Here is a 19,193-nt window from a genome sequence, read left to right as displayed (position 1 = left end):
ACGGCGCGGTCTCGACGGATCAGGTGCGGTAGTAGCGCTTGGCGCGGCGCTCGGCCTCGGCCGCGGCCTGCTCCGGCGTCGCCTGGCCGGCGCAGACGGAGGCGACCATCTGCACCATGACATATTCGGCGTTGACGGTGCCGGCGGCCTCGGTGATCGCGCCCTTGTAGCCGCTCCACAGAGCGCGCTCCCAGGTGTCGCGATAGACCAGGATCTTGGGATCACTCTCCCAGACCTTGCTCGAGGCATAGCCCTTGAGCGGCTGCGTCCAGTAGCCATAGCAGCCGGTCAGCCACTTGTCGTACTGGTCCTTCTCCATCATGAAGCGGAGATATTCCTTGGCCGCGTTCGGGAACTTGGTGTGCTTGAACACCATGGCGTTGATCACCAGCGCCGTCTCCGTCGCGCGCCCGACCCCGGCGCCGATGGGCATCGGGGCATGGTTGAGATCCTTGCCGATCGCCGCGATCTTCTCATCCTTCGAGTTCTTGATCGAGAAGTAGAGCGAGACGCCGTTCTGGGTCAGGCCGATTTCGCCGGCGGTCAGCGCCTTGTTGTTGGCGATGTCGAGCCAGGACAGGGTGCCAGGGATGAAGGTCTCGTAGAGCGCCTTGGCGTATTTCAGCGCCTCGATCGTCTCCTTGCTGTTGATCGCGACCTTGTTGTTCTCGTCGACCATGTAGCCGCCATGCGACCAGACCAGCCAGTTGCAGAACGAGTTGCCGTCGCCCACCGCGTTGCCGAGGGCGAAGCCGGCCGGATGGCCGTTAGCCTTGAGCTTGCGGCAGAGGTCGAGGAAGCCGGCATGGTCGTTCGGGAACTTGTCGAAGCCAGCTTCCTTGACCCAGGATTCACGATAGACCGCCGGGCCGCCGGAGCCGCCCATGGGGATCGAGATCCAGGTGTTGGTCTTGTCCTTCTTGCCGTATTTCTCGGCGACGGGGTACCAGCCGCCGTATTTCTTGCCGAGGTCCTCGGCGATCGGCGTCAGGTCGAGCAGCTTGTCCGAGAAGATGTGCGGGTCGTCGGCCCAGCCGACGACGACGTCGGGGCCGGCGCCGGTGTTGGCGGTGACGGCGGTCTGCGGGCGCAGATCCTCCCAGCTGGCATAGTCGACACGGACCTGGACGCCGGTCGCCTTGGTGAAGGCGGCGGTGTTCTCGTCGAAGATCGCCTGGTCGGGATCGACGAACTTGGTCGGGCGCAGCACGCGCAGCGTCGCGCCCTTCTCGATGTTGGCGGTCTGGGCGGTCGACGGCACGGGCAGGGTGGCGCCGGCCGCGAGGCCCGCGCCGCCGATCAATACGTCGCGTCTGGAAATGGTCATCGTCTGTCTCCTCCGGGTTGCCGCGAGGCCCTGCATGGGAGCCTCGTCGCGTTTTGCTGGGACGTCGCCGCCGCCGGAGCGTTCCCCGTGCGGCGGCCGATGGAACTCAGATGCGCTTGCCGGTCGCGGCGTCGAAGAGATGGGTGACCGAGGTGTCGGGCCGGATCCTGATCGTCTCGCCGGGCTTGGCGGTGATGCGCTCGCGGAAGATGCAGGTCAGGTCCTGGCCGCCGCAGCGGACGACGACCTGGGTCTCCGAGCCCATCGGCTCGACGACCACGACCTCGGCCGCCAGCCCGTTCGGGTCGAGCATGAGATGCTCGGGGCGGATGCCCATGACCGCGGCCTTGCCGTTCGAATCGGCCGGATGCTTGCCGATCGGCCAGAGCGCCTTGGCGCCGTCGGCGAGAACGGTCTCGAAACCATCGGCGGTGATCGTGCCCTTGAGCAGGTTCATCGCCGGCGAGCCGATGAAGGTCGCGACGAACAGGTTGTTGGGATGGTCGTAGAGCTCGAGCGGGGCCCCCATCTGCTCGACGATGCCGTCATGCATCACGACGATCTTGTCGGCCATGGTCATGGCCTCGATCTGGTCGTGAGTGACGTAGACCGTGGTGGTCTTGAGGCGCTGGTGCAGCTCCTTGATCTCGGTGCGCATCTGCACGCGCAGCTTGGCGTCGAGATTCGAGAGCGGCTCGTCGAAGAGGAAGACCTGCGGGTCGCGCACGATGGCGCGGCCCATGGCGACGCGCTGGCGCTGGCCGCCGGAGAGCTGGCGCGGATAGCGGTCGAGCAGGTTGGTCAGGCCGAGGATGCCGGCGGCCTTGCTGACGCGCTCGTCGATCTCGGCCTTGGGCGCGTTCCGCAGCTTCATCGAGAAGGCCATGTTGTCGGCCACCGTCATATGCGGATAGAGCGCATAATTCTGGAAGACCATGGCGATGTCGCGCTCCTTCGGCGGCACGTCGTTGACGACGCGCGGGCCGATGCGGATCTCGCCGCCCGAGATGTTCTCGAGCCCGGCGATCATGCGCAGCAAGGTCGATTTTCCGCAGCCCGACGGGCCGACCAGGATGACGAATTCGCCATCGTTGATGTCGATGTCGACGCCGTGAATGACCTGGGTCGAGCCATAGGCCTTACGCACGTCGGCGATCTGGACGGATGCCATCTCGGTTTCTCTCCCGCTCTTCGTTGGCCCCGGGGTGCCTGACACGATCCCCGCCGGCGGCGCTGCAGATCATCGGTTTCTAGACGACCGATCGACATGAGGTCGCGCACTCAGGCGAGGGGCCTGTTGCGTCGACCTCGTTCGCGGATAAAGTCATACGATAGGAACAGGCGTGTCAAGCGCCCGGGAGCCGGCAGCGGGCGATGTCCGATGCCACCCGATACGGAGGAAAAGCCCGCTTCGATGCAGCGTCCCGTGCCTGCGCGCCCGACGAGGCTCAACCCCGACCGGCTGTTCGGCCAGGTCGCGCATCGGCTCGCGGTCGCGATCATCACCGGCGCCGCGCCGGCCGGCGGGCTGCTGCCGAACGAGGACGACCTGAAGGACGAGATCTCGGTCTCGCGCACGGCCTATCGCGAGGCCGTCAAGTTCCTGAGCGGTAAGGGGCTGGTCGAGGCGCGGCCCAAGAGCGGCACCCGGGTCGCGCCGCGCGAGGCCTGGAACCTGCTCGATCCCGACGTGCTGGCCTGGCATTTCGAGGCCGATCCGAACGAGAAGTTCATCCGGGACCTGTTCGAACTCAGGCTTTTCGTCGAGCCGAGCGCCGCCCGGCTCGCGGCGCAGCGGCGCAGCGCCGCCGATCTCCAGCGGATCGAGACGGCGTTTCGCGGCATGTGCGAGAACCCGCCCTATGCGGAGCCGACGGTCAGCGCCGACCTCGCCTTCCACGAGGCGATCTTCGCCGCCACCCGCAACCCGCCGCTGCAATGCCTCGCGCCGGCGGTCTGCGCCACCATCCAGTGGTCGCTGTTCCTGAAGGCCCCGGACGACCGCTTCTTCTTCACGGCGTCGCTGATCGATCACGAACGTGTGCGCGACGCGATCGTGCAGTGCGACGGCGAGCTCGCGGCGGCGCGGATGAGCGGCCTGGTGATCGACAGCCTGAACAGCACCCTGCGCCTGCTCGCCGGGCGAGCGCAGCTGGAACCGGCCGAGGGCGCGTGATTAAGTCATACTATATCGAGGTGAATCGACGGCCGGACCGGGACGCGTCGCCGGCTCTGCGAGCAGCCCCTGTCTGCGCGCCAGGGCAATTCCCCTGCGGCGAGCCGGCGGCTATGTTGATCTAATCGTTTTAAGAATTTGAAATCAAGCCACAGATTCGTTCGACGAAAGCAGGGCCATGACCGCGCAGAGCAAGATCGAGATCATCATGACCGGGCCGCTGATGGCCTATGCCGCCGACCAGCTGAAGGCGCGCTTCACCGTGCACGAGCTCTGGAAGGAGCAGGACCGCCCGGCGGCGCTGGCCGCGGTGAGGGATCGCGTGCGCGGCGTCGCCGGCGGCGGCGCGCATGTGCGCATCGACGATGCGCTGTTCGACGCGCTGCCCATGCTGGAGATCGTCTCGAATTTCGGCGTCGGCTACGACAATGTCGACGCCGTGGCCGCCGGCAAGCGCGGCATCATCGTCACCAACACGCCGGATGTGCTGACCGACGAGGTCGCCGACCTCGCCGTCGGCCTGCTGCTGGCGACGGTCCGGCAATTGCCGCAGGTCGACCGCTATCTGCGCGCCGGCAAGTGGCTCTCGGGCGCCTACCCGCTCACCACCTCGCTGCGCAAGCGCAAGATCGGCATCGTCGGGCTCGGCCGGATCGGCAAGGCGGTGGCGCGCCGGCTCGAGGCCTTCGACGTGCCGATCGTCTATCACGGCCGCTCGCGCCAGGCCGATGTCGGCTATCGCTACTATTCCTCGCTGGTCGAGATGGCCCAGGATGTCGATACGCTGGTCTCGGTCGCGCCGGGCGGGAAGTCGACCTACCACATCATCAACGCCGAGGTGCTGAAGGCGCTCGGCCCGAACGGCATCGTCGTCAATGTCGGGCGCGGCACGGTGATCGACGAAGCGGCGCTGATCGAGGCGCTGAAGAGCAAGACCATCCTCTCGGCCGGCCTCGACGTGTTCGAGGACGAGCCGCGCGTGCCGGCCGAGCTGATCGCGATGGACCATGTCGTGCTTCTGCCGCATGTCGGCTCGGCCTCGGTGCATACGCGCGAGCAGATGGGCCAGCTTCTGGTCGACAATCTGGTTTCATGGTTCGATGGCAAGGGCCCGCTGACGCCCGTTGCCGAGACGCCATGGAGGAAGGCCTGATCAGGATGGGTACCCGTCGGGCGGAGCGAGGCGCTGCGGCCGGATTCCTGGCCCTGCTCCTCGTCTCGCCGGCCGGTGCGCAGACGGCGCCGCTGCCGCGCGGCGCCGAGCAGGCGCCCGAGGCGTTGAAGCCGTTCATCGGGGCCTGGGATCTCGAGAAGCTCGGCGCCTCGCGCAAATGCACGGTGACCTTCGGCGCCGAGGCGACGGCGCAGGGGCGGCAGGTGCGCTTCCCGGCGACGTGCCGCCGCGCCCTGCCGATCCTGGACGAGGTCGTCGCCTGGGATGTCGCCGGCGGCGCGCCGCGCCTGCTCGACGGTTCCGGCAAGCCCGTGATCGCCTTCGCGGAGAAGGCCGATCCCGGCCGGCGCGGCAGGGGCAGCGACGGCGCGCAATACGGGCTCGACCCGAAGGGGCATGTCCGCGCCGCGGCGCGTCCTGCGCCGAGCCGGGCCGAGCTCGCGGCGACGGCGGCGGCGCGTCCGACCCCGGTCGACCCGGCGAGCGCGCCGGCCGCCGGCAGCGTTCCAGGCCGCTACGGCGTGATGCGGCAGGCCGGGCGCGAGGTCTGCAATCTCGTGCTCTCGCCGAGCCCCTCCGACACTGCGGGCGCGTTCGTGGCGGAGTTCGAGGGGCTCTGCCCCGATACCGGGCTGACGATCTTCTCGCCCGTCGCCTGGCGCTACGAGGCCGGCCGGCTCGCGCTGATCGCCCGCAAGGGCCACAAGGTCGAGCTGGTCTTCGAGGCGGGGCAGTGGCGCAAGGACCCGGCGGTCGGCGCGCCGCTGCTGCTGAAGAAGCTGCCCTGAGAAGGGCTCGCCTCATTCCGTCATGGTCGGGCCTGTCCCGACCATCCCCGTCCTCCTTTGGCGAAGCCGGCGCCCAGGACGCGGATGCTCGCCACAAGGGCGAGCATGACGGTGGAGTTGTCTTGCGCCTACGCGATCACGCGACGAATTTCCCGCCGAGCTCGTCGTCGATATGGACGCGGATGATCTCCTCGAAGCTCGATTCCGCCGTGAAGCCGAGCGCAGGGGCGCGCCTGGCGTCGAAATTGCGCGGCCAGCCGGCGACGATCCCGTCGATGACCGGATCGGGCACGCGCTTGATGCGCTTCACCACGTTCTCGCCGGCGACCTTGCGCAGCGCCTCGATCTGCTCGGCGACGGTGCAGGAATAGCCCGGCATGGTCAGGGCCCGGCGCGGGCCGATCAGGCTGGTATCCATCGTCGCGGCGTGGATGAGGAAGCCGACGGCCGAGCGCGGCGAGGCATGCCAGTGGCGGACCTGCTCGGAGACCGGCAGCACGGCCTCCTGGCCGTTGAGCGGCTCGCGGATGATGTTGGAGAAGAAGCCGGAGGCGGCCTTGTTTGGCGCACCGGGGCGGACGCAGATCGTCGGCAGGCGGATGCCGACGCCGTCGAAGAAGCCGCGGCGGCTGTAGTCGCAGAGCAGGAGCTCGCCGATCGCCTTCTGCGTGCCGTAGCTGGTCAGCGGCGTGGTGAAGAACTCGTCCTCGATCTTGTCGTGGAAGGGTGCGCCGAAGACAGCGATCGACGAGGTGAAGATCACGCGCGGCTTGTAGCCGTCGCCGGCGAGGCGGATCGCGTCGAAGAGATAGCGCGTGCCGTCGAGGTTGATGCGGTAGCCCTTGTCGAAATCGACCTCGGCCTCGCCGGAGACGATGGCGGCGAGGTGAACGATCAGCTCGGGGCGCGCGGCGATCAGCTTCTCGGCCTCGCCGGGCTGCGACAGGTCCGAGGTCAGCGCTTCGAAGGCGAAGGGCGCGTTCGCCGGCGCGGAGGCCGGGAAGACGTCCTGCGCCGTCACCTTGGCGATCGCCTTGCCGCCGAGGCCGCCGTCGCGCGCCAGGCGCTCGATGAACTTGCGGCCGACCATGCCGGCGCCGCCGAGAACGAGGATGTGCATTGTCTCTTTCCGATCGGGTTGTCGAACTCAGTTGGGAAGGCGGCCGCCGAGATCGTCCTCGATATGGATGCGGATGATCTCGTCGAAATCCTGTTCGGCCTGGAAGCCGAGCGCGAGCGCGCGGCGGGCGTCGAAGCGTGTCGGCCAGCCCTTGACGATGTCGGAGGCGGCCTTGTCGGGCGCGCGCCTGATCAGCTTCACCGCCCTGTCGCCGGCGATCCGGCGCAGTGCCTCGATCTGCTCGCCGACGCTGACGCAGACGCCCGGCATGGTCAGGTTGATGCGGAGGCCGAGCTGCTCGCGCGTCAGCGCGGCGCCATGCAGCAGGAAGCCGACGGCCGCGCGCGGCGAGGCATGGGTGAAGACGACGTCGTCCTCGACCGGCAGCAGCGCCTCACGGCCCTGCAGCGGCTCGCGGATGATGCCGGAGAAGAAGCCTCCCGCCGAGGCGTTCGGCTTGCCCGGCCGGATCACGATCGAGGGGAAACGGACGCCGACGCCGTCGACGAAGCCGCGGCGCGAATAGTCGGCCAGCAGCAGCTCGCCGATGGCCTTCTGCGTGCCGTAGCTGGTCAGCGGCGTGACATGGAACTCGTCGGAGATCGAAGGCGGGAAGGGCGCGCCGAAGATGCCGCTCGAGGAGGAGAAGACGAGCCTCGGGACATAGGAGCCTTTGCGCGCGCTCTCCTGCCGGATCGCCTCCAGCAGATTGCGCATGCCATCGAGATTGATGCGATAGCCCTTGTCGAGATCGCGCTCGGCCTCGCCGGAGATGATCGCGGCGAGATGGAAGATGATGTCGGGCCGCAAGGCCGCGAGTTCGGCCGCGACCGCCGCCGGGCTCGAATCCTCGGTGCGCGTCTCGACCGGCCCGTCGAAGCCGGCCGGTCGGGGCGGCGCCACGACGTCGGTCAAGCTCAGCCGTGTGAGCGGCTTGCCGGCGCAGGCACCCTCGCGGGCGATGCGCGCGGCGAGCCGCTGGCCGATCATCCCGGCGGCGCCGGTGATCAGGACGTGCATGGCGCTGCTCCCGCGCCCGTCAGAGCGCGAAGCCGCCGTCGGCGAGATGGATCTGGCCGGTGGTGTAGCTCGCCTCGTCCGAAGCGAGATAGACCGCGAGCCAGGCGATCTCCTCGGCGGTGCCGAGCCGGCCCATGGGCTGGCGGTCGATGAAGGCCTGGCGGGCGGCCGCCTCGCTGGTCTTGGTCGCCCTGGCGAGATCGACGATGCGCTGATCGAGCGAGGGCGACTGGATGGTGCCCGGGCAGATCGCGTTGGCGCGGATGCCCTTCTTGATGAAGTCGGCGGCGACCGCCTTGGTCAGGCCGATCACCGCGGCCTTGGTGGCACCGTAGACATAGCGGTTCGGGATGCCGCGCACCGAGCCGGCGCCGGAGGCGATGTTGACGATCGAGCCCTTGCCGGCGGCGAGCATGCCGGGGATGAAGGCCTTGATCGTGCGGTGCATCGACTTGACGTTGAGGTCGAAGGAGAACTCCCAGGCCTTGTCGTCGCACTCCAGCACGGTGCCGTGATGGACGTAGCCGGCGGCGTTGACCAGGATGTCGATGGTGCCGACCTTTTCGGCGAAGGCCTCGACCGCCTTGGTCGAGAGCACGTCGAGCTTGCGCTTCTTCGCCTTCGGGATGCCGTCGAGCAGGGCGACGTCCTTGTCGGTCGCCCAGACGGTGGCGCCCTCGGCGACGAAGGCCTCGGCGATCGCGCGGCCGATGCCCTGGCCGGCCGCGGTGACCACCGCGACCTTGCCCTTCAAACGTCCTGCCATGTCGTTTCCGTTCCTATGCTGCGGGTTTGTCGAGTTTCTTGGCGAGATGGGTCAGCCGCCGGTCGGCGAGCTCCTCATGGTGGCTGAACCGGTAGCCGAGCCGCTCGTACCAGCCGATGCGCCGGGTCAGCTTGGCGTTGGTGTAGAGCTGCACGGCGACATAGCCGAGCGTGGCGGCGCGTTCCTCGCAAAAGCGCATCAGCTCGGCGCCGAGGCCGCGCCCGGCCGTGCCCGGCGCGACGGCGATGCTCCAAAGCGTGAACTTGTCCGGATCGATCTGCAGCACGAGCGCGGCGTCGAGGCCGTCGGCACCGTCGACCAGCCAGATCTCGTGGCTGGCGATGATGTCGCGATAATCGGCGATGCGCGGCAGGGACGGCACGCCGATGATCGCCTCGTTCGGCAGATAGGCCGCCTGCTTGAGCGCGGTGATCGCGGGCAGATCGGCGAGGGTGGCGCGGCGAAGTCGCGTCCCGCCGACGATCGCGCTCGCCTGGTTGAAGGCGCCGAGCGCCGCGCGCTGGCGGCCGTGCGCATCGAAATTCTCCGGCGCGAGCCAGCGCCGGAAGCCCTGCGCGATCTGGGGCCATTCGCCGTCGACGATCGAGAACCAGGCGGTATCGCGATTGCGGCCCTTGACCACCATGTGTTGGCGGAACAGCCCCTCATAGCGGAAGCCGAAACGCAGCGCCGCGCGCTTGGAAGGCTCGTTGAGGTTGTTGCACTTCCACTCGTAGCGGCGGTAGCCGAGCGAGAAGCCGTAGGCGCCGCAGAGATGGATGGCCTCGGTCGCGACCCGCGTCCGCTGCAGGGCGGGCGAATAGGTGATGTAGCCGACCTCGAAGACGCCGTGCTCGGGCCTGATCTCCATCAGCCAGAGATGGCCCTTGGCCTTGCCGTCTTCCTTGTCGATCACGGCGAACGGCACGATGCCGGCCTTGGCCGCCATGCCCGCCAGCAAGTCGCCATAGGCGGCCTTGTCTTTGGGCGGGTGGGCCGGCATCCACTCCCAGAGGGAGTCGTGGCCGGCCATGGCGGCCCAGATGTCGTCGAGATGGCGCGCGGGGTCGAGCGGCTCGAGCCGGCAATACCGGCCGTCGAGCGCCTTCGCGGGCGGGAAGGGGGGCGGAGTCCAGTTCAGAATCGGGTTCATCGCGATATCTTCCCACGCCAGCCGTTCAGATCCTGGGTGACGTCCCATTCGGGGCCGAGCTCGGCGGCGATGGCCCGAACGAGGGCGGCGCCTTCCGCCTCCCAGGCGGCCCGCTCGGCCTCGTCGGCGAAATCGGAGGCGGCCTCGTCCGCCTCGTCATAGATCGCGTCGAACATGTCCATCCAGCTTTCGAGCCGGTCGGCGAGATCGTCGGACAGGCCGAGATCGTCGGCATCGACCGGCTTGCGCCTGCCCTTGGCGTCGATCAGCCAGAGCCCGCTCCTGCCGAGCCATTCCGGCGCGACGAGCACCGGCCCGCTCACGAGCGCGCCTTCAGGTCGTCGCGGAAGAAGGCATCGATCTGCCGGCTCGGCGCATTGCCGGAGAAGCCGCGGAAGCTGCCCTCCTCCTTGATGATCCGGGTCGATTCGACGAAGCCGGCCCAGGCGGAGCGCGCCGAGGCCGAGCCGGTCGAGATGCGGCGCACGCCGAGCGCCGCGAAATCGCGGACGGAGAGGCCGAAATCGGCGAAGGCGACGACGTTGACGGGCCGGCCGCGCGCCGCGGTGACGATCGCGCCGATCTCCTCCGGCGTCTTGACGCCCGGCGCATAGAGCACGTCGGCGCCGGCCTCGACGAAGGCCTCGATGCGCCTGACCGCCTCCGCCAATGGCTCGGGGTGGCCGGTGAGGAAGGCTTCAGCCCGCGCCGTCAGCACGATGCCGGAGCCGGTCTCGTCGATGGCGCGTCGTGCCGCCTTCACCCGTTCGACGGCGAGCTCGAAGGGATAGAGCGGATCGTTGTCACGGCCGGTCGCGTCCTCGATCGAGAGGCCGGCGACGCCGGTCGCGATGCAGAGCTTGACGTTGGCGGCGACGCCGTCGGGCGTATCGGCGTAGCCGTTCTCGAAATCGGCGTTGACCGGCAGGTCCGGCACCGCCTTCACCAGCTCGGCGAGGTGGGCCAGCATCATGTCGCGCGGCACATCCTGGTCGGCGCGGCCCTGCGTGAAGGCGAAGCCGGCGCTGGTCGAGGCCAGCGCCTGGAAGCCCTGGCCGCGCAGCCAGCGCGCCGAGCCGAAATCCCAGGGGTTCGGCATGACGAAGCAGCCGGATTCATGGAGCTTGCGAAACGCGTCGACCTGCGGGCTGTAAGCCATTTTAAATCGTTTCAAAGCGGTTCAGGGCCGCCATATTGTCGCCCTGGCGCGGGTTTGTCAGCCCCGCTCGCGCGCATCCGCCGACGAGGCGCGATGCGCCGCGGGAATGGCCGGCGGCAGGGGTCCCGCCGCCGGCCCGGTTCGGTGCAGTCTCAGTGATTGTCGCGCGGAACGCCGAACTTCTTGTGGATCTTCTGGTACTTGACCGCCGGCTTCAGCACCATGCCCTCGGAGAGCTCGTCGACGATCTTGCGCTGGATCTCCTGCCAGGGCGTCTGGCTCTTCGGGTACTTGTAGCCGCCGGCCGCCTTGAGCTCGGCGCGCCGCTGCTCGAGCTCCTCGTCCGAGATCAGCATGTTGGCGGTGCGCTTCTTCAGGTCGATGCGGACCTTGTCGCCGGTCCTGAGCAGCGCGAGGCCGCCGCCGGTCGCCGCTTCCGGCGAGGCGTTGAGGATCGAGGGCGAGCCCGAAGTGCCGGACTGGCGGCCGTCGCCGACGCAGGCGAGGGCGGTCACACCCTTCTTGATCAGGTAATCCGGCGGACGCATGTTCACCACCTCGGCCGCGCCGGGATAGCCGACCGGGCCGACGCCGCGGATGAACAGGATCGAGTGCTCGTCGATGGCGAGGGCCGGGTCGTCGATGCGGTGGTGGTAGTCCTCGGGGCCGTCGAAGACGATCGCCTTGCCCTCGAAGGCCATCGGGTCCTTCGGATTCTCGAGATAGCGCTTGCGGAATTCCGGCGTGATCACGCTGGTCTTCATGATCGCCGAGTCGAACAGATTGCCGGAGAGATTGAGGAACCCCGCCTCCTTCTTCATCGGCTCGTCATAGGCCTTGATGACCTCGCGGTCGCCCGAGAAGGCGCCGGTGCAGTTCTCGATGTGAGTCCGGCCATTGGCGGTGATCGCCGGCTTGATCCGGCCCTTGGCGATCAATTCGGCGATCACGGCGGGCAGCCCGCCGGCGCGATAATAATCCTCGCCGAGATACTCGCCGGCCGGCTGCATGTTGACCAGCAGCGGCGTGTCGTAGCCGATCCTCGTCCAGTCCTCGTTGTCGAGCTTGACGCCGATATGCTTGGCGATGGCGTTGACGTGGACCGGCGCGTTGGTCGAGCCGCCGATGGCGGAGTTGATGACGATGGTGTTCTCGAAGGCCTCGCGCGTCAGGATCTTCGAGGGGATCAGGTTCTCCCAGACCATCTCGACGATGCGCCGGCCGGTGAGATAGGCCATCTCGTAGCGGTCGCGATAGGGCGCGGGAATTGCGGCGGCGCCGGGCAGGGTCATGCCCATCGCCTCGGCGAGCGCGTTCATGGTCGAGGCCGTGCCCATGGTGTTGCAATGACCCGCGGACGGCGCGGACGACGCGACCAGATCGACGAAACCGCGATAGTCGATCTCGCCGGCCGCCATCATCTGGCGCGCCTTCCAGACGATCGTGCCCGAGCCGGTGCGCTCGCCGCGGAAGGAGCCGTTCAGCATCGGGCCGCCCGGCAGCGCGATCGCCGGGATGTCGACGGTCGCGGCTGCCATGATCTGTGCCGGCGTGGTCTTGTCGCAGCCGGTGGTCAGCACGACGCCGTCGAGCGGGTAGCCGTAGAGGATCTCGACGAGGCTGAGATATTGCAGGTTGCGGTCGAGCGCGGCCGTGGGCCGCTTGCAGGTTTCCTGGATCGGGTGGATCGGGAACTCGAAGGGAATGCCGCCCATCTCGCGGATGCCGTCGCGCACCCTGCTGGCGAGCTCGAGGTGATGGCGGTTGCAGGGGGCGATGTCGGAGCCGGTCTGGGCGATGCCGATGATCGGGCGTCCGGATTGCAGCTCCTCGCGCGACAGGCCGAAATTCATGGTGCGCTCGATATAGAGCGCGGTCATGTCGGCATTGGCCGGGTTGTCGAACCAGGCCTTGGAGCGGAGCTGCTCCGGCTTGATCCGCCGCACGGCCTTGGACTTCGTCACCGCAACCGGCCGCTCCTGGCGCGGAACATCACTCTTGGGCGTCTTGGCCATCCCGTCATTCCCTCTCGCGGCCAGGCGGCCTTCGAGCCGCTTCGGCGTCGGTCTTAAATCGATTTGAGCGGCCGGCAAGCCGGCTGCCGACAGGGCGGCAAAACAACTTGCCGCCGCTGTTGTATTCTGCATACAGCAGCTTATGGCGCCCTGCCAATCATCTGGTCGGTGCCGGTGTCAGCAAAGGTCGCTGCGGCGCAGTTTGCAAGTGTCCAAATGCGCCCCCGTCCCGAGCGGGACGCAGACGGAGCGCTTGCGCGAGCCCCGGCTTTGCGGCCAAGACAGGGCGAGCAAGGCGGCGGCGCGCAGACCGGCCGCGAGCGAAGAGGAAACTGCCATGACGCTGCACGTCGTCCCCGCCTTCTCGCGCATCGGCGAAGAGAACGCCTTCGCGGTGCTCGCCCGCGCGACCGAATTGCAGCGCCAGGGCAAGGACATCATCAACCTCGGCATCGGCCAGCCGGACTTTCCGACGCCGGGGCATATCGTCGAGGCGGCGGTAAAGGCGCTGCGCGACGGCCATCACGGCTACACCCCGGCGAACGGCATCCTGCCCCTGCGCGAGGCGGTGGCGGCCGATCTGCACAAGCGCTTCCAGGTCGAGGTCTCGCCGGAGGAGGTGATGATCGTGCCGGGCGGCAAGGTCACCATGTTCATGGCGATCCTGATGTTCGGCGAGCCCGGCGCCGAAATCCTCTATCCCGATCCCGGCTTCCCGATCTACCGCTCGATGATCGAGTTCACCGGCGCGACGCCCGTGCCGGTGCCGATCCGCGAGGAGAACGGCTTCGCCTTCTCGGCGGAGGAGACGCTCGCGCTGATCACGCCGAAGACGAGGCTGCTCATCGTCAACTCGCCGGCGAATCCGACCGGCGGCGTCACGCCGAAAGCCGAGGTCGACAAGCTGGTCGCCGGCCTCGCCCGCTTCCCCGACGTCGCGGTGATGTCGGACGAGATCTACGACCAGATGCTCTATGACGGCGAAAGCCATGTCTGCCTGCTGAGCTATCCCGAGATCCGCGACCGGCTGATCCTGCTCAACGGCTGGTCGAAGACCTATGCGATGACCGGCTGGCGCCTGGGCTTCTCGGTCTGGCCGAAGCCGCTCTACGACAACGCACGCAAGCTCGCGGTCAACTCGCATTCCTGCGTCAACGCGCCGGCGCAATGGGCGGGGCTCGCGGCGCTGACAGGCCCGCAGGACGCGGTCCATGCCATGGTCGCCGAGTTCGACCGGCGCCGGAAGGCCGTGGTCGCGGGCCTGAACGCCCTGCCGAACGTCTCCTGCGCCACGCCGAAGGGGGCGTTCTACGCCTTCCCGAACGTGTCGAAGACCGGCTGGAAAGCGAAGAAGCTGGCTTCGGCCCTGCTGGAGGAGACCGGAGTCGCCACGATCGGCGGCCCGGATTTCGGCGTGCATGGCGAGGGCTATATCCGGCTCTCCTACGCCAATTCGCTGGAGAATATCGAGCGGGCGCTGGGGCGGATGGGCGAGTTCCTCAAGAGCGCGAAGGCAGCCTGAGCATGATCACCTGCCATCTGCGCTACGTCGTCGACCCCTACCAGCTCCCGGCTTTCGAAGCCTATGGCAAGGCCTGGATCCGGCTGGTCGAGCGGTTCGGCGGCAGGCATCACGGCTATTTCATGCCGTCGGAGGGCGCCTCCAACATTGCGCTGGCGATGTTCAGCTTTCCGTCGCTCGCGGACTACGAGGCCTATCGCGAGGCCTCGCTCAAGGACGCCGAATGCCTCGCCGTGGTGGCGGAGAACGAGAAGCACCGCTTCATCGTCAGCTATGAGCGCAGCTTCTTCCGGCCGGTCTTCGAGGACGATCAGGGCGTCGAGCGCGCGCCCTGATCGCCACTCTCGTTCTCGTTACACCTTCGCGGCGCTGGCGGCGGCGTCGATGTTCGCGACCAGCTCGGCATCGAGGCCGAGCGAGCCGGCGAGGCCGGCGAGGAAGTCCTTCTCGGCCGGGGTGTCCGGATTGATGGCGATGCGGGCGGCCGTATAGATCTGCGCGGCGAGCTCCGGGCTCTCGGCGCCTTCGACCAGCGCATCGACGCTGGCCGGGTTCGCCAGCTCGTTGGCGAGCCATTGGCCGGCTTCGGCATCGAGGCCGGCCTCGTTCAGGCCGCCGAGGATGGCGTTGCGCTCGGCATCGTCGATATGGCCGTCGGAGGCCGAAGCCGCGATCATGGCCCGGATGAAGAGCAGTGCGTGCTCGTTCCGCGCCGCCTCCGGCTCGAAGCCGGAGCCGCTCGGGGCAGGCAGCGCGGCCTGGTCGGCGCCGAGCAGCGGCTTGCCGGCCTGATAGTTCTGATAGGCCTTGTAGGCGAGCCCGCCGATCAGGGCGAGGCCGCCGATCCTGGCCGCCGAGCCGGCGAGCGAACGCCCGGCCGAGGTGCCGAAGATCAGCGCGCCGAGGCCGCCGAGCACGGCGCCGGCAGCGAGCTGGTTGTTGCCGAGCATGCCCCTGGCCTGTTCGAGCAGCTGTTCGGGCGTCCTGCCGCCGGAAAGCTGCCCGACGATGTCGGTCGCGCCCTGCTGGACGCCGGTGTTGCGCGCCGCGTCCTGCACACCCTGCGTCGCCTGGCCGAGGATCTGGCCGGCCATGCCCGCGAGCCCGCCGGAGCCGCCCGCCTGCCGGGCCTGCTCGGCGAGATTGCCCAGGATGCCGCCAAGGCCGCCGCTCTGGCCCCCCTGGGCGCCGATCTGGCTGCCCGCATTGACGAGGGCGTCGAGGAGGGACTTGGCGTTGAACATCGAGGGAACTCCTGGCTAGGCCTGCCGCGCCTGCAATCTAGGCATGCGCCGGCTGCGTCGCTAGGGCGGCCATGCGATTGCGACGGGAGCATGACGAGCCGGCCAGGGCGTGGAAATATGCGCCAGGGCCTTGCCATTCGGCGTGAAATCCTTATACAGCCGCCATCGCATCAGGCGCGCATGTCGTTTGTTCGATGAGGGCCGGCCTCCGGTTCGCGTCGCCTTTGGTTTTTTGACCGGTTCCGCCGAGAGACGGGCCGATGGGAGTTCGGACGATGAAGATCCGCAATTCGCTGAAGTCGCTGCGCGCGCGCCATCGCGACAACCAGCTCGTGCGCCGCAAGGGCCGCGTCTACATCATCAACAAGGTCCAGAAGCGCTTCAAGGCGCGCCAGGGCTGAGGCTGCGCGCGGCCGTCGCCGCGCGGCAAGCGTCCCTGTCGAGATCGAAGAGCGGGCTGCACGCTGTGCGGCCCGCTTTTTTGGCATGTCTGCGGCCCTGCCTCGGGCGATCTCGCCAGGCCGTGAATTGACGCGGGCCGGCATCGGCCCCACTTTGAGGGTATGCGGCTCTCACGTCTTGTCCTCTCCGCGCTGATTCCGGGGCTGCTCCTGGCGGCCGTGCCGGAAGCGCGCGCCCAGGAGGCGCCGCTGCGCGACGGCGCGGTGCCGCATGCCGACCATGACGACAAGCCGAACCTGCCCGAGACGCCGGCGCCGCGCGGCCCGGCCGCCACGCTCGATCGCCTGTTCGAGCGGCTCGCGGCGGCGAAGACGCCCGACGAGGCGAAAGGCATCGCCAGCCTGATCCAGCGGCGCTGGGCCCGTTCCGGCTCGGATACGGCAGACCTGCTGATGACCCGCGCGCAGGATGCGCTGAAGGCGCGCGAACTGCCCCTGGCGATCGAATTGCTCGACCGGGTCATCGCGCTGGAGCCGGACTGGGCCGAGGGCTGGAATCAGCGGGCCAATGCCCTCTTCGTCGCGGGCGACCCGATTCGCTCGATGCTCGACATCGCCGAGACGCTGAAGCGCGAGCCGCGCCATTACGGCGCGATGATGGGGCTCGGCACGATCCTGCGCCAGCAAGGCGACGACAAGCGCGCCATGGTCGCCTATCGGCGGGCGCTCGAGGTCTATCCGCAATTGGAGGCGGTCAAGGACGCGGTCGAATCGCTCAAGCTCGAGGTCGACGGCCGCGACGCGTGAGTAGCCTTGCGCGTCATGCTCGGGCTTGAGCCGGGCATCTCTGGCCGGATGAAACTCCGTTCGGCACTTTCTCGTCCTGATTTCCTCGGGTCTGCGCTTCGCTCCGCCCGAGAATGACGGCATGCGCTCTATTGCCATTTGGCAGTATTTTACCTATCTTCTGCCAAATGGAGATTGCCCGATGAGCCAGCTCTCGCCGGTTCCGACTGTCCCGAATGCCTTTGCGCCGGCCGCGATCACCGAGGCCGAGGCCGCGGCGATGTTCCGGGCGGCGGTGAACCTGTTCCGGCTCTGGGGCCTCACCGACGAGGAAGCAGCCGTGCTGCTCGATCAGCCAGTGCGCAGCTATCGGCGCTGGAAGGCGGGCGAGATCGGCCGGATCGACCGCGACGCCAAAGCGCGGCTCTCCAACCTGATGGGCATCCACAAGGCGCTGCGCCTGATCTTCCGCGAGCCGCAGCGCGGCTATGCCTGGATCAAGGCGGGCAACGAGGCCTTCGGCGGCAGATCGGCGCTGGAGGTCATGCTCGGCGGCGAGCTCACCGACCTGATGCGGGTTCGGCGCTATCTCGACGCGGAGCGCGGGCTTTGAGCATGTTCCGCAAAAGTGGACCCCACTTTTGCGATCAGAACATGCTCCAGCACTATAGGCTGGCGCGAATTCTGATCGTTCGACCGATTCCGGTCGAGCGGAAAGCGCGCCGGTGAAGGCCGAAGACTATCCAGTCGCAGCTGTCGCGTGGCCCGGCGCGGTCCGCATCATCCGCAGCGCCTTTCCGCCGATCGACCTGTTCGAGGACATCGCCGGCCCGGCCGACTGGCCGCTGCTGATCCTGGCGGAGATGAAGACCAATCCGCGCGTGATGGAGACGATCGGCAATCTCGACCTGGTGCCGCCGTCCCGCCGTGTCTCCGGCCCGGGCGCGAGCTGGCTGATGGCGCCGTTCACCCATGTCAGCCGCGACCGGCCGAGCCGCTTCAGCGACGGCTCCTATGGCGTGCTCTATGCCGGCGAGAGCTTCGAGACGGCGCTGTTCGAGACCATCCATCACCATGGCCGCTTCATGGCGCGCACCAGGGAGCCGCCGGGCTGGACCTCGCAGTTCCGCGAGCTGGTGCTGTCGATCGACGCCGCCCTGCACGATCTGCGCGGCGAGCGGGCTGGGGAGAGCGCGTTTTTGTCTCCGGACGACTATGCGGCGAGCCAGGCGCTCGGGGCGAGGCTGCGCGCCGCCCAATCGGACGGCGTGGTCTATCCGAGCGTGCGCCGGCCGGGCGGGGAGTGCGCCGGGCTGTTCTGGCCGGACCTCGCCAGCAAGCCGGTCCAGGGCCGGCATCTCGATTATCACTGGAACGGCGAGCGGGTGGATTTCTATCGCGAGGCCGGGACGGGGCGGGTGTTCCGGATCGGGTAGGCGTGCGTTGCCGCGGCTCACGCTATGCTGAAGACTTGGGGGAGGAGGTTTTGCAGCATGGCCAAGCTCGTCTTCGGAATGAACCTGTCCCTGGACGGCTATGTCGACCACGAGGCGTTCGCGCCCGACGCCGTGCTCTTCCGCCACTGGATCGAGCATGTAAGGGGCCTGGCGGGCAGCGTCTACGGCCGCCGCATGTACGAGATCATGCGCTATTGGGACGAGGACCAGCCCGAATGGACGCAGGATCATCGCGACTTCGCGGCGGCGTGGCGGCGCCTGCCGAAATGGGTGGTGTCGCGCTCGCTGGCGTCGGTCGGCCCCAACGCGACGCTCGTCGCGGACGATATGGCGACGGCGATCCGCAGGCTGAAGGATGATTTGCCGGGCGAGATCACGGTGTCCGGGCCGAGACTGGCGCAAAGCGTCAGCGAGCTTGGCCTCATCGACGAGTATCGGCTCTACTTCCACCCGCATGTGCTCGGCCACGGCACGCCGTTCTTCGCAGGACCGAGGCCGCCACTCCGCCTCATCGCCAGCGATCGCATCGGGGAGAGCGTGATCAGGCTGACATATGTGCCTGCCTAGTCGTGCGAGCCCGCTGGTTTGCGCTGAAGCTGGAAGTCCGCTTTGGGTCGAGAGCGAGCATTAACTCGCCCCGCCTACGCTATGGGCGATGACGCCCGACATTCCCTCTTCCGTTCTGGAAAGCTTGACGCTGGTCGGCTCTACCAAGGCTATCGGCTATCTGCCGCTGCAGACGGTTACGCAGGTGCTGCAGTTAAACGTCGAGGACGCCATCGCACACGCAGCGGCTTGCGGGCTCAATGCTCTCTCCATCGGGCCGCAAGAGTGCTGCATCAATAGCGGAGCGCTTTATGTTTTCGACGCTGCCGCTCTTGAGGCAATTTTACGCAACGGGGTTGCAACGCTTGAACAGGTCAACGCCCCCACCGATCCCACGATGTTCGTGCGGTTCATAGCTCGCTATTGGTTCCCAGCGGATCACCCGATCATGCCAATCATCCGCACCGCTTTTGCCGACAATATAAGGTCCGCCTAGAGTCGATATCCCCGGCACCGACAGTGCCAGCTCTGGGTCGGGA

The 19,193-nt window shown here is 67.9% G+C and carries 21 protein-coding genes; 11 read left to right on the top strand and 10 right to left on the bottom strand.

Features of this window, described 5'->3' with window-relative positions; all coding sequences use genetic code 11:
• Positions 1-19: 19 nt before the first annotated feature.
• Both CS1GBM4_RS13285 and ugpC read right to left on the bottom strand, forming a co-directional pair.
• Positions 20-1,327 (bottom strand): extracellular solute-binding protein, encoded by a 1,308-nt coding sequence (locus CS1GBM4_RS13285; RefSeq protein ID WP_186419205.1) that lies wholly within the window; start codon positions 1,325-1,327, stop codon positions 20-22.
• Between the two features lie 106 nt (positions 1,328-1,433).
• On the bottom strand, positions 1,434-2,498 hold the full coding sequence (gene ugpC, locus CS1GBM4_RS13280; RefSeq protein WP_186419204.1) for a sn-glycerol-3-phosphate ABC transporter ATP-binding protein UgpC: 1,065 nt from the start codon (positions 2,496-2,498) through the stop codon (positions 1,434-1,436).
• A gap of 243 nt (positions 2,499-2,741) precedes the next feature.
• Between ugpC and CS1GBM4_RS13275 the strand changes: the two genes are divergently transcribed.
• From CS1GBM4_RS13275 to CS1GBM4_RS13265, 3 genes are all read left to right on the top strand, one after another.
• Positions 2,742-3,503: a FadR/GntR family transcriptional regulator gene (locus tag CS1GBM4_RS13275; protein ID WP_186419203.1), complete on the top strand. Its 762-nt coding sequence runs from the start codon at positions 2,742-2,744 to the stop codon at positions 3,501-3,503.
• A 178-nt stretch (positions 3,504-3,681) separates the two neighbouring features.
• Positions 3,682-4,656, top strand: coding sequence for a 2-hydroxyacid dehydrogenase (locus CS1GBM4_RS13270; RefSeq protein WP_244607213.1), 975 nt, complete (start codon positions 3,682-3,684; stop codon positions 4,654-4,656).
• Positions 4,657-4,661: 5 nt separating this feature from the next.
• On the top strand, positions 4,662-5,465 hold the full coding sequence (locus tag CS1GBM4_RS13265) for an AprI/Inh family metalloprotease inhibitor (protein ID WP_186419202.1): 804 nt from the start codon (positions 4,662-4,664) through the stop codon (positions 5,463-5,465).
• A gap of 136 nt (positions 5,466-5,601) precedes the next feature.
• Here CS1GBM4_RS13265 and denD (CS1GBM4_RS13260) read toward each other — a convergent pair whose 3' ends face one another.
• The 7 genes from denD (CS1GBM4_RS13260) to CS1GBM4_RS13230 all read right to left on the bottom strand — a co-directional run bounded on the left by denD (CS1GBM4_RS13260) (position 5,602) and on the right by CS1GBM4_RS13230 (position 12,698).
• Complete coding sequence (gene denD / locus CS1GBM4_RS13260; RefSeq protein ID WP_186419201.1) at positions 5,602-6,585, bottom strand: D-erythronate dehydrogenase; 984 nt, start codon at positions 6,583-6,585, stop codon at positions 5,602-5,604.
• A 27-nt stretch (positions 6,586-6,612) separates the two neighbouring features.
• The gene (denD, locus tag CS1GBM4_RS13255; protein ID WP_186419200.1) at positions 6,613-7,605 is read right to left on the bottom strand and encodes a D-erythronate dehydrogenase; all 993 of its coding nucleotides are present in this window, start codon (positions 7,603-7,605) and stop codon (positions 6,613-6,615) included.
• A gap of 19 nt (positions 7,606-7,624) precedes the next feature.
• Positions 7,625-8,371, bottom strand: a complete 747-nt coding sequence (locus CS1GBM4_RS13250) for an SDR family oxidoreductase (protein WP_186419199.1) — start codon at positions 8,369-8,371, stop codon at positions 7,625-7,627.
• A gap of 13 nt (positions 8,372-8,384) precedes the next feature.
• Positions 8,385-9,524 carry a GNAT family N-acetyltransferase gene (locus CS1GBM4_RS13245; protein ID WP_186419198.1) on the bottom strand — a complete coding sequence of 380 codons (1,140 nt, stop codon included), beginning with the start codon at positions 9,522-9,524 and terminating at the stop codon, positions 8,385-8,387.
• Positions 9,521-9,847, bottom strand: coding sequence for a hypothetical protein (locus CS1GBM4_RS13240; RefSeq protein WP_186419197.1), 327 nt, complete (start codon positions 9,845-9,847; stop codon positions 9,521-9,523). The genes CS1GBM4_RS13245 and CS1GBM4_RS13240 overlap by 4 nt, the downstream gene beginning before the upstream one ends.
• Entirely contained in the window at positions 9,844-10,683 is an 840-nt protein-coding gene (locus CS1GBM4_RS13235; RefSeq protein WP_186419196.1) for an isocitrate lyase/phosphoenolpyruvate mutase family protein, read from the bottom strand. Before CS1GBM4_RS13235 ends, CS1GBM4_RS13240 begins: the two co-directional genes overlap by 4 nt.
• Before the next feature lie 152 nt (positions 10,684-10,835).
• Complete coding sequence (locus tag CS1GBM4_RS13230) at positions 10,836-12,698, bottom strand: IlvD/Edd family dehydratase (RefSeq protein WP_186419195.1); 1,863 nt, start codon at positions 12,696-12,698, stop codon at positions 10,836-10,838.
• Between the two features lie 337 nt (positions 12,699-13,035).
• On the opposite strand from CS1GBM4_RS13230, the gene CS1GBM4_RS13225 reads away from it, so the two are divergent.
• Together CS1GBM4_RS13225 and CS1GBM4_RS13220 are read left to right on the top strand one after the other, a co-directional pair.
• Positions 13,036-14,220, top strand: coding sequence for a pyridoxal phosphate-dependent aminotransferase (locus CS1GBM4_RS13225; RefSeq protein ID WP_186419194.1), 1,185 nt, complete (start codon positions 13,036-13,038; stop codon positions 14,218-14,220).
• Between the two features lie 2 nt (positions 14,221-14,222).
• Positions 14,223-14,555 carry an NIPSNAP family protein gene (locus CS1GBM4_RS13220; protein ID WP_186419193.1) on the top strand — a complete coding sequence of 111 codons (333 nt, stop codon included), beginning with the start codon at positions 14,223-14,225 and terminating at the stop codon, positions 14,553-14,555.
• A gap of 18 nt (positions 14,556-14,573) precedes the next feature.
• On the opposite strand, the gene CS1GBM4_RS13215 is transcribed toward CS1GBM4_RS13220, so the two are convergent.
• Positions 14,574-15,464, bottom strand: coding sequence for a DUF533 domain-containing protein (locus CS1GBM4_RS13215; protein ID WP_186419192.1), 891 nt, complete (start codon positions 15,462-15,464; stop codon positions 14,574-14,576).
• Between the two features lie 275 nt (positions 15,465-15,739).
• On the opposite strand from CS1GBM4_RS13215, the gene ykgO reads away from it, so the two are divergent.
• The 6 genes from ykgO (at position 15,740) to CS1GBM4_RS13185 (ending at position 19,150) form a co-directional block, all read left to right on the top strand.
• Positions 15,740-15,865, top strand: a complete 126-nt coding sequence (gene ykgO, locus CS1GBM4_RS13210) for a type B 50S ribosomal protein L36 (protein ID WP_038363015.1) — start codon at positions 15,740-15,742, stop codon at positions 15,863-15,865.
• Positions 15,866-16,027: 162 nt separating this feature from the next.
• The gene (locus CS1GBM4_RS13205; protein ID WP_186419191.1) at positions 16,028-16,672 is read left to right on the top strand and encodes a tetratricopeptide repeat protein; all 645 of its coding nucleotides are present in this window, start codon (positions 16,028-16,030) and stop codon (positions 16,670-16,672) included.
• 181 nt (positions 16,673-16,853) lie between these two features.
• Positions 16,854-17,264 (top strand): MbcA/ParS/Xre antitoxin family protein, encoded by a 411-nt coding sequence (locus CS1GBM4_RS13200; protein WP_186419190.1) that lies wholly within the window; start codon positions 16,854-16,856, stop codon positions 17,262-17,264.
• Positions 17,265-17,376: 112 nt separating this feature from the next.
• Complete coding sequence (locus CS1GBM4_RS13195) at positions 17,377-18,087, top strand: RES family NAD+ phosphorylase (protein WP_186419189.1); 711 nt, start codon at positions 17,377-17,379, stop codon at positions 18,085-18,087.
• Between the two features lie 57 nt (positions 18,088-18,144).
• Entirely contained in the window at positions 18,145-18,675 is a 531-nt protein-coding gene (locus CS1GBM4_RS13190) for a dihydrofolate reductase family protein (protein ID WP_186419188.1), read from the top strand.
• Positions 18,676-18,763: 88 nt separating this feature from the next.
• Positions 18,764-19,150 carry a hypothetical protein gene (locus CS1GBM4_RS13185; RefSeq protein ID WP_186419187.1) on the top strand — a complete coding sequence of 129 codons (387 nt, stop codon included), beginning with the start codon at positions 18,764-18,766 and terminating at the stop codon, positions 19,148-19,150.
• The last annotated feature ends 43 nt before the right edge of the window (positions 19,151-19,193 follow it).

It is taken from the genome of Allobosea sp. CS1GBMeth4 (assembly GCF_900185715.1).
In the GTDB taxonomy this organism is placed as follows: domain Bacteria; phylum Pseudomonadota; class Alphaproteobacteria; order Rhizobiales; family Beijerinckiaceae; genus Allobosea.
Note: the sequence above shows the minus strand (reverse complement) of the source record. Positions and strands in the feature narration are given on the sequence as shown.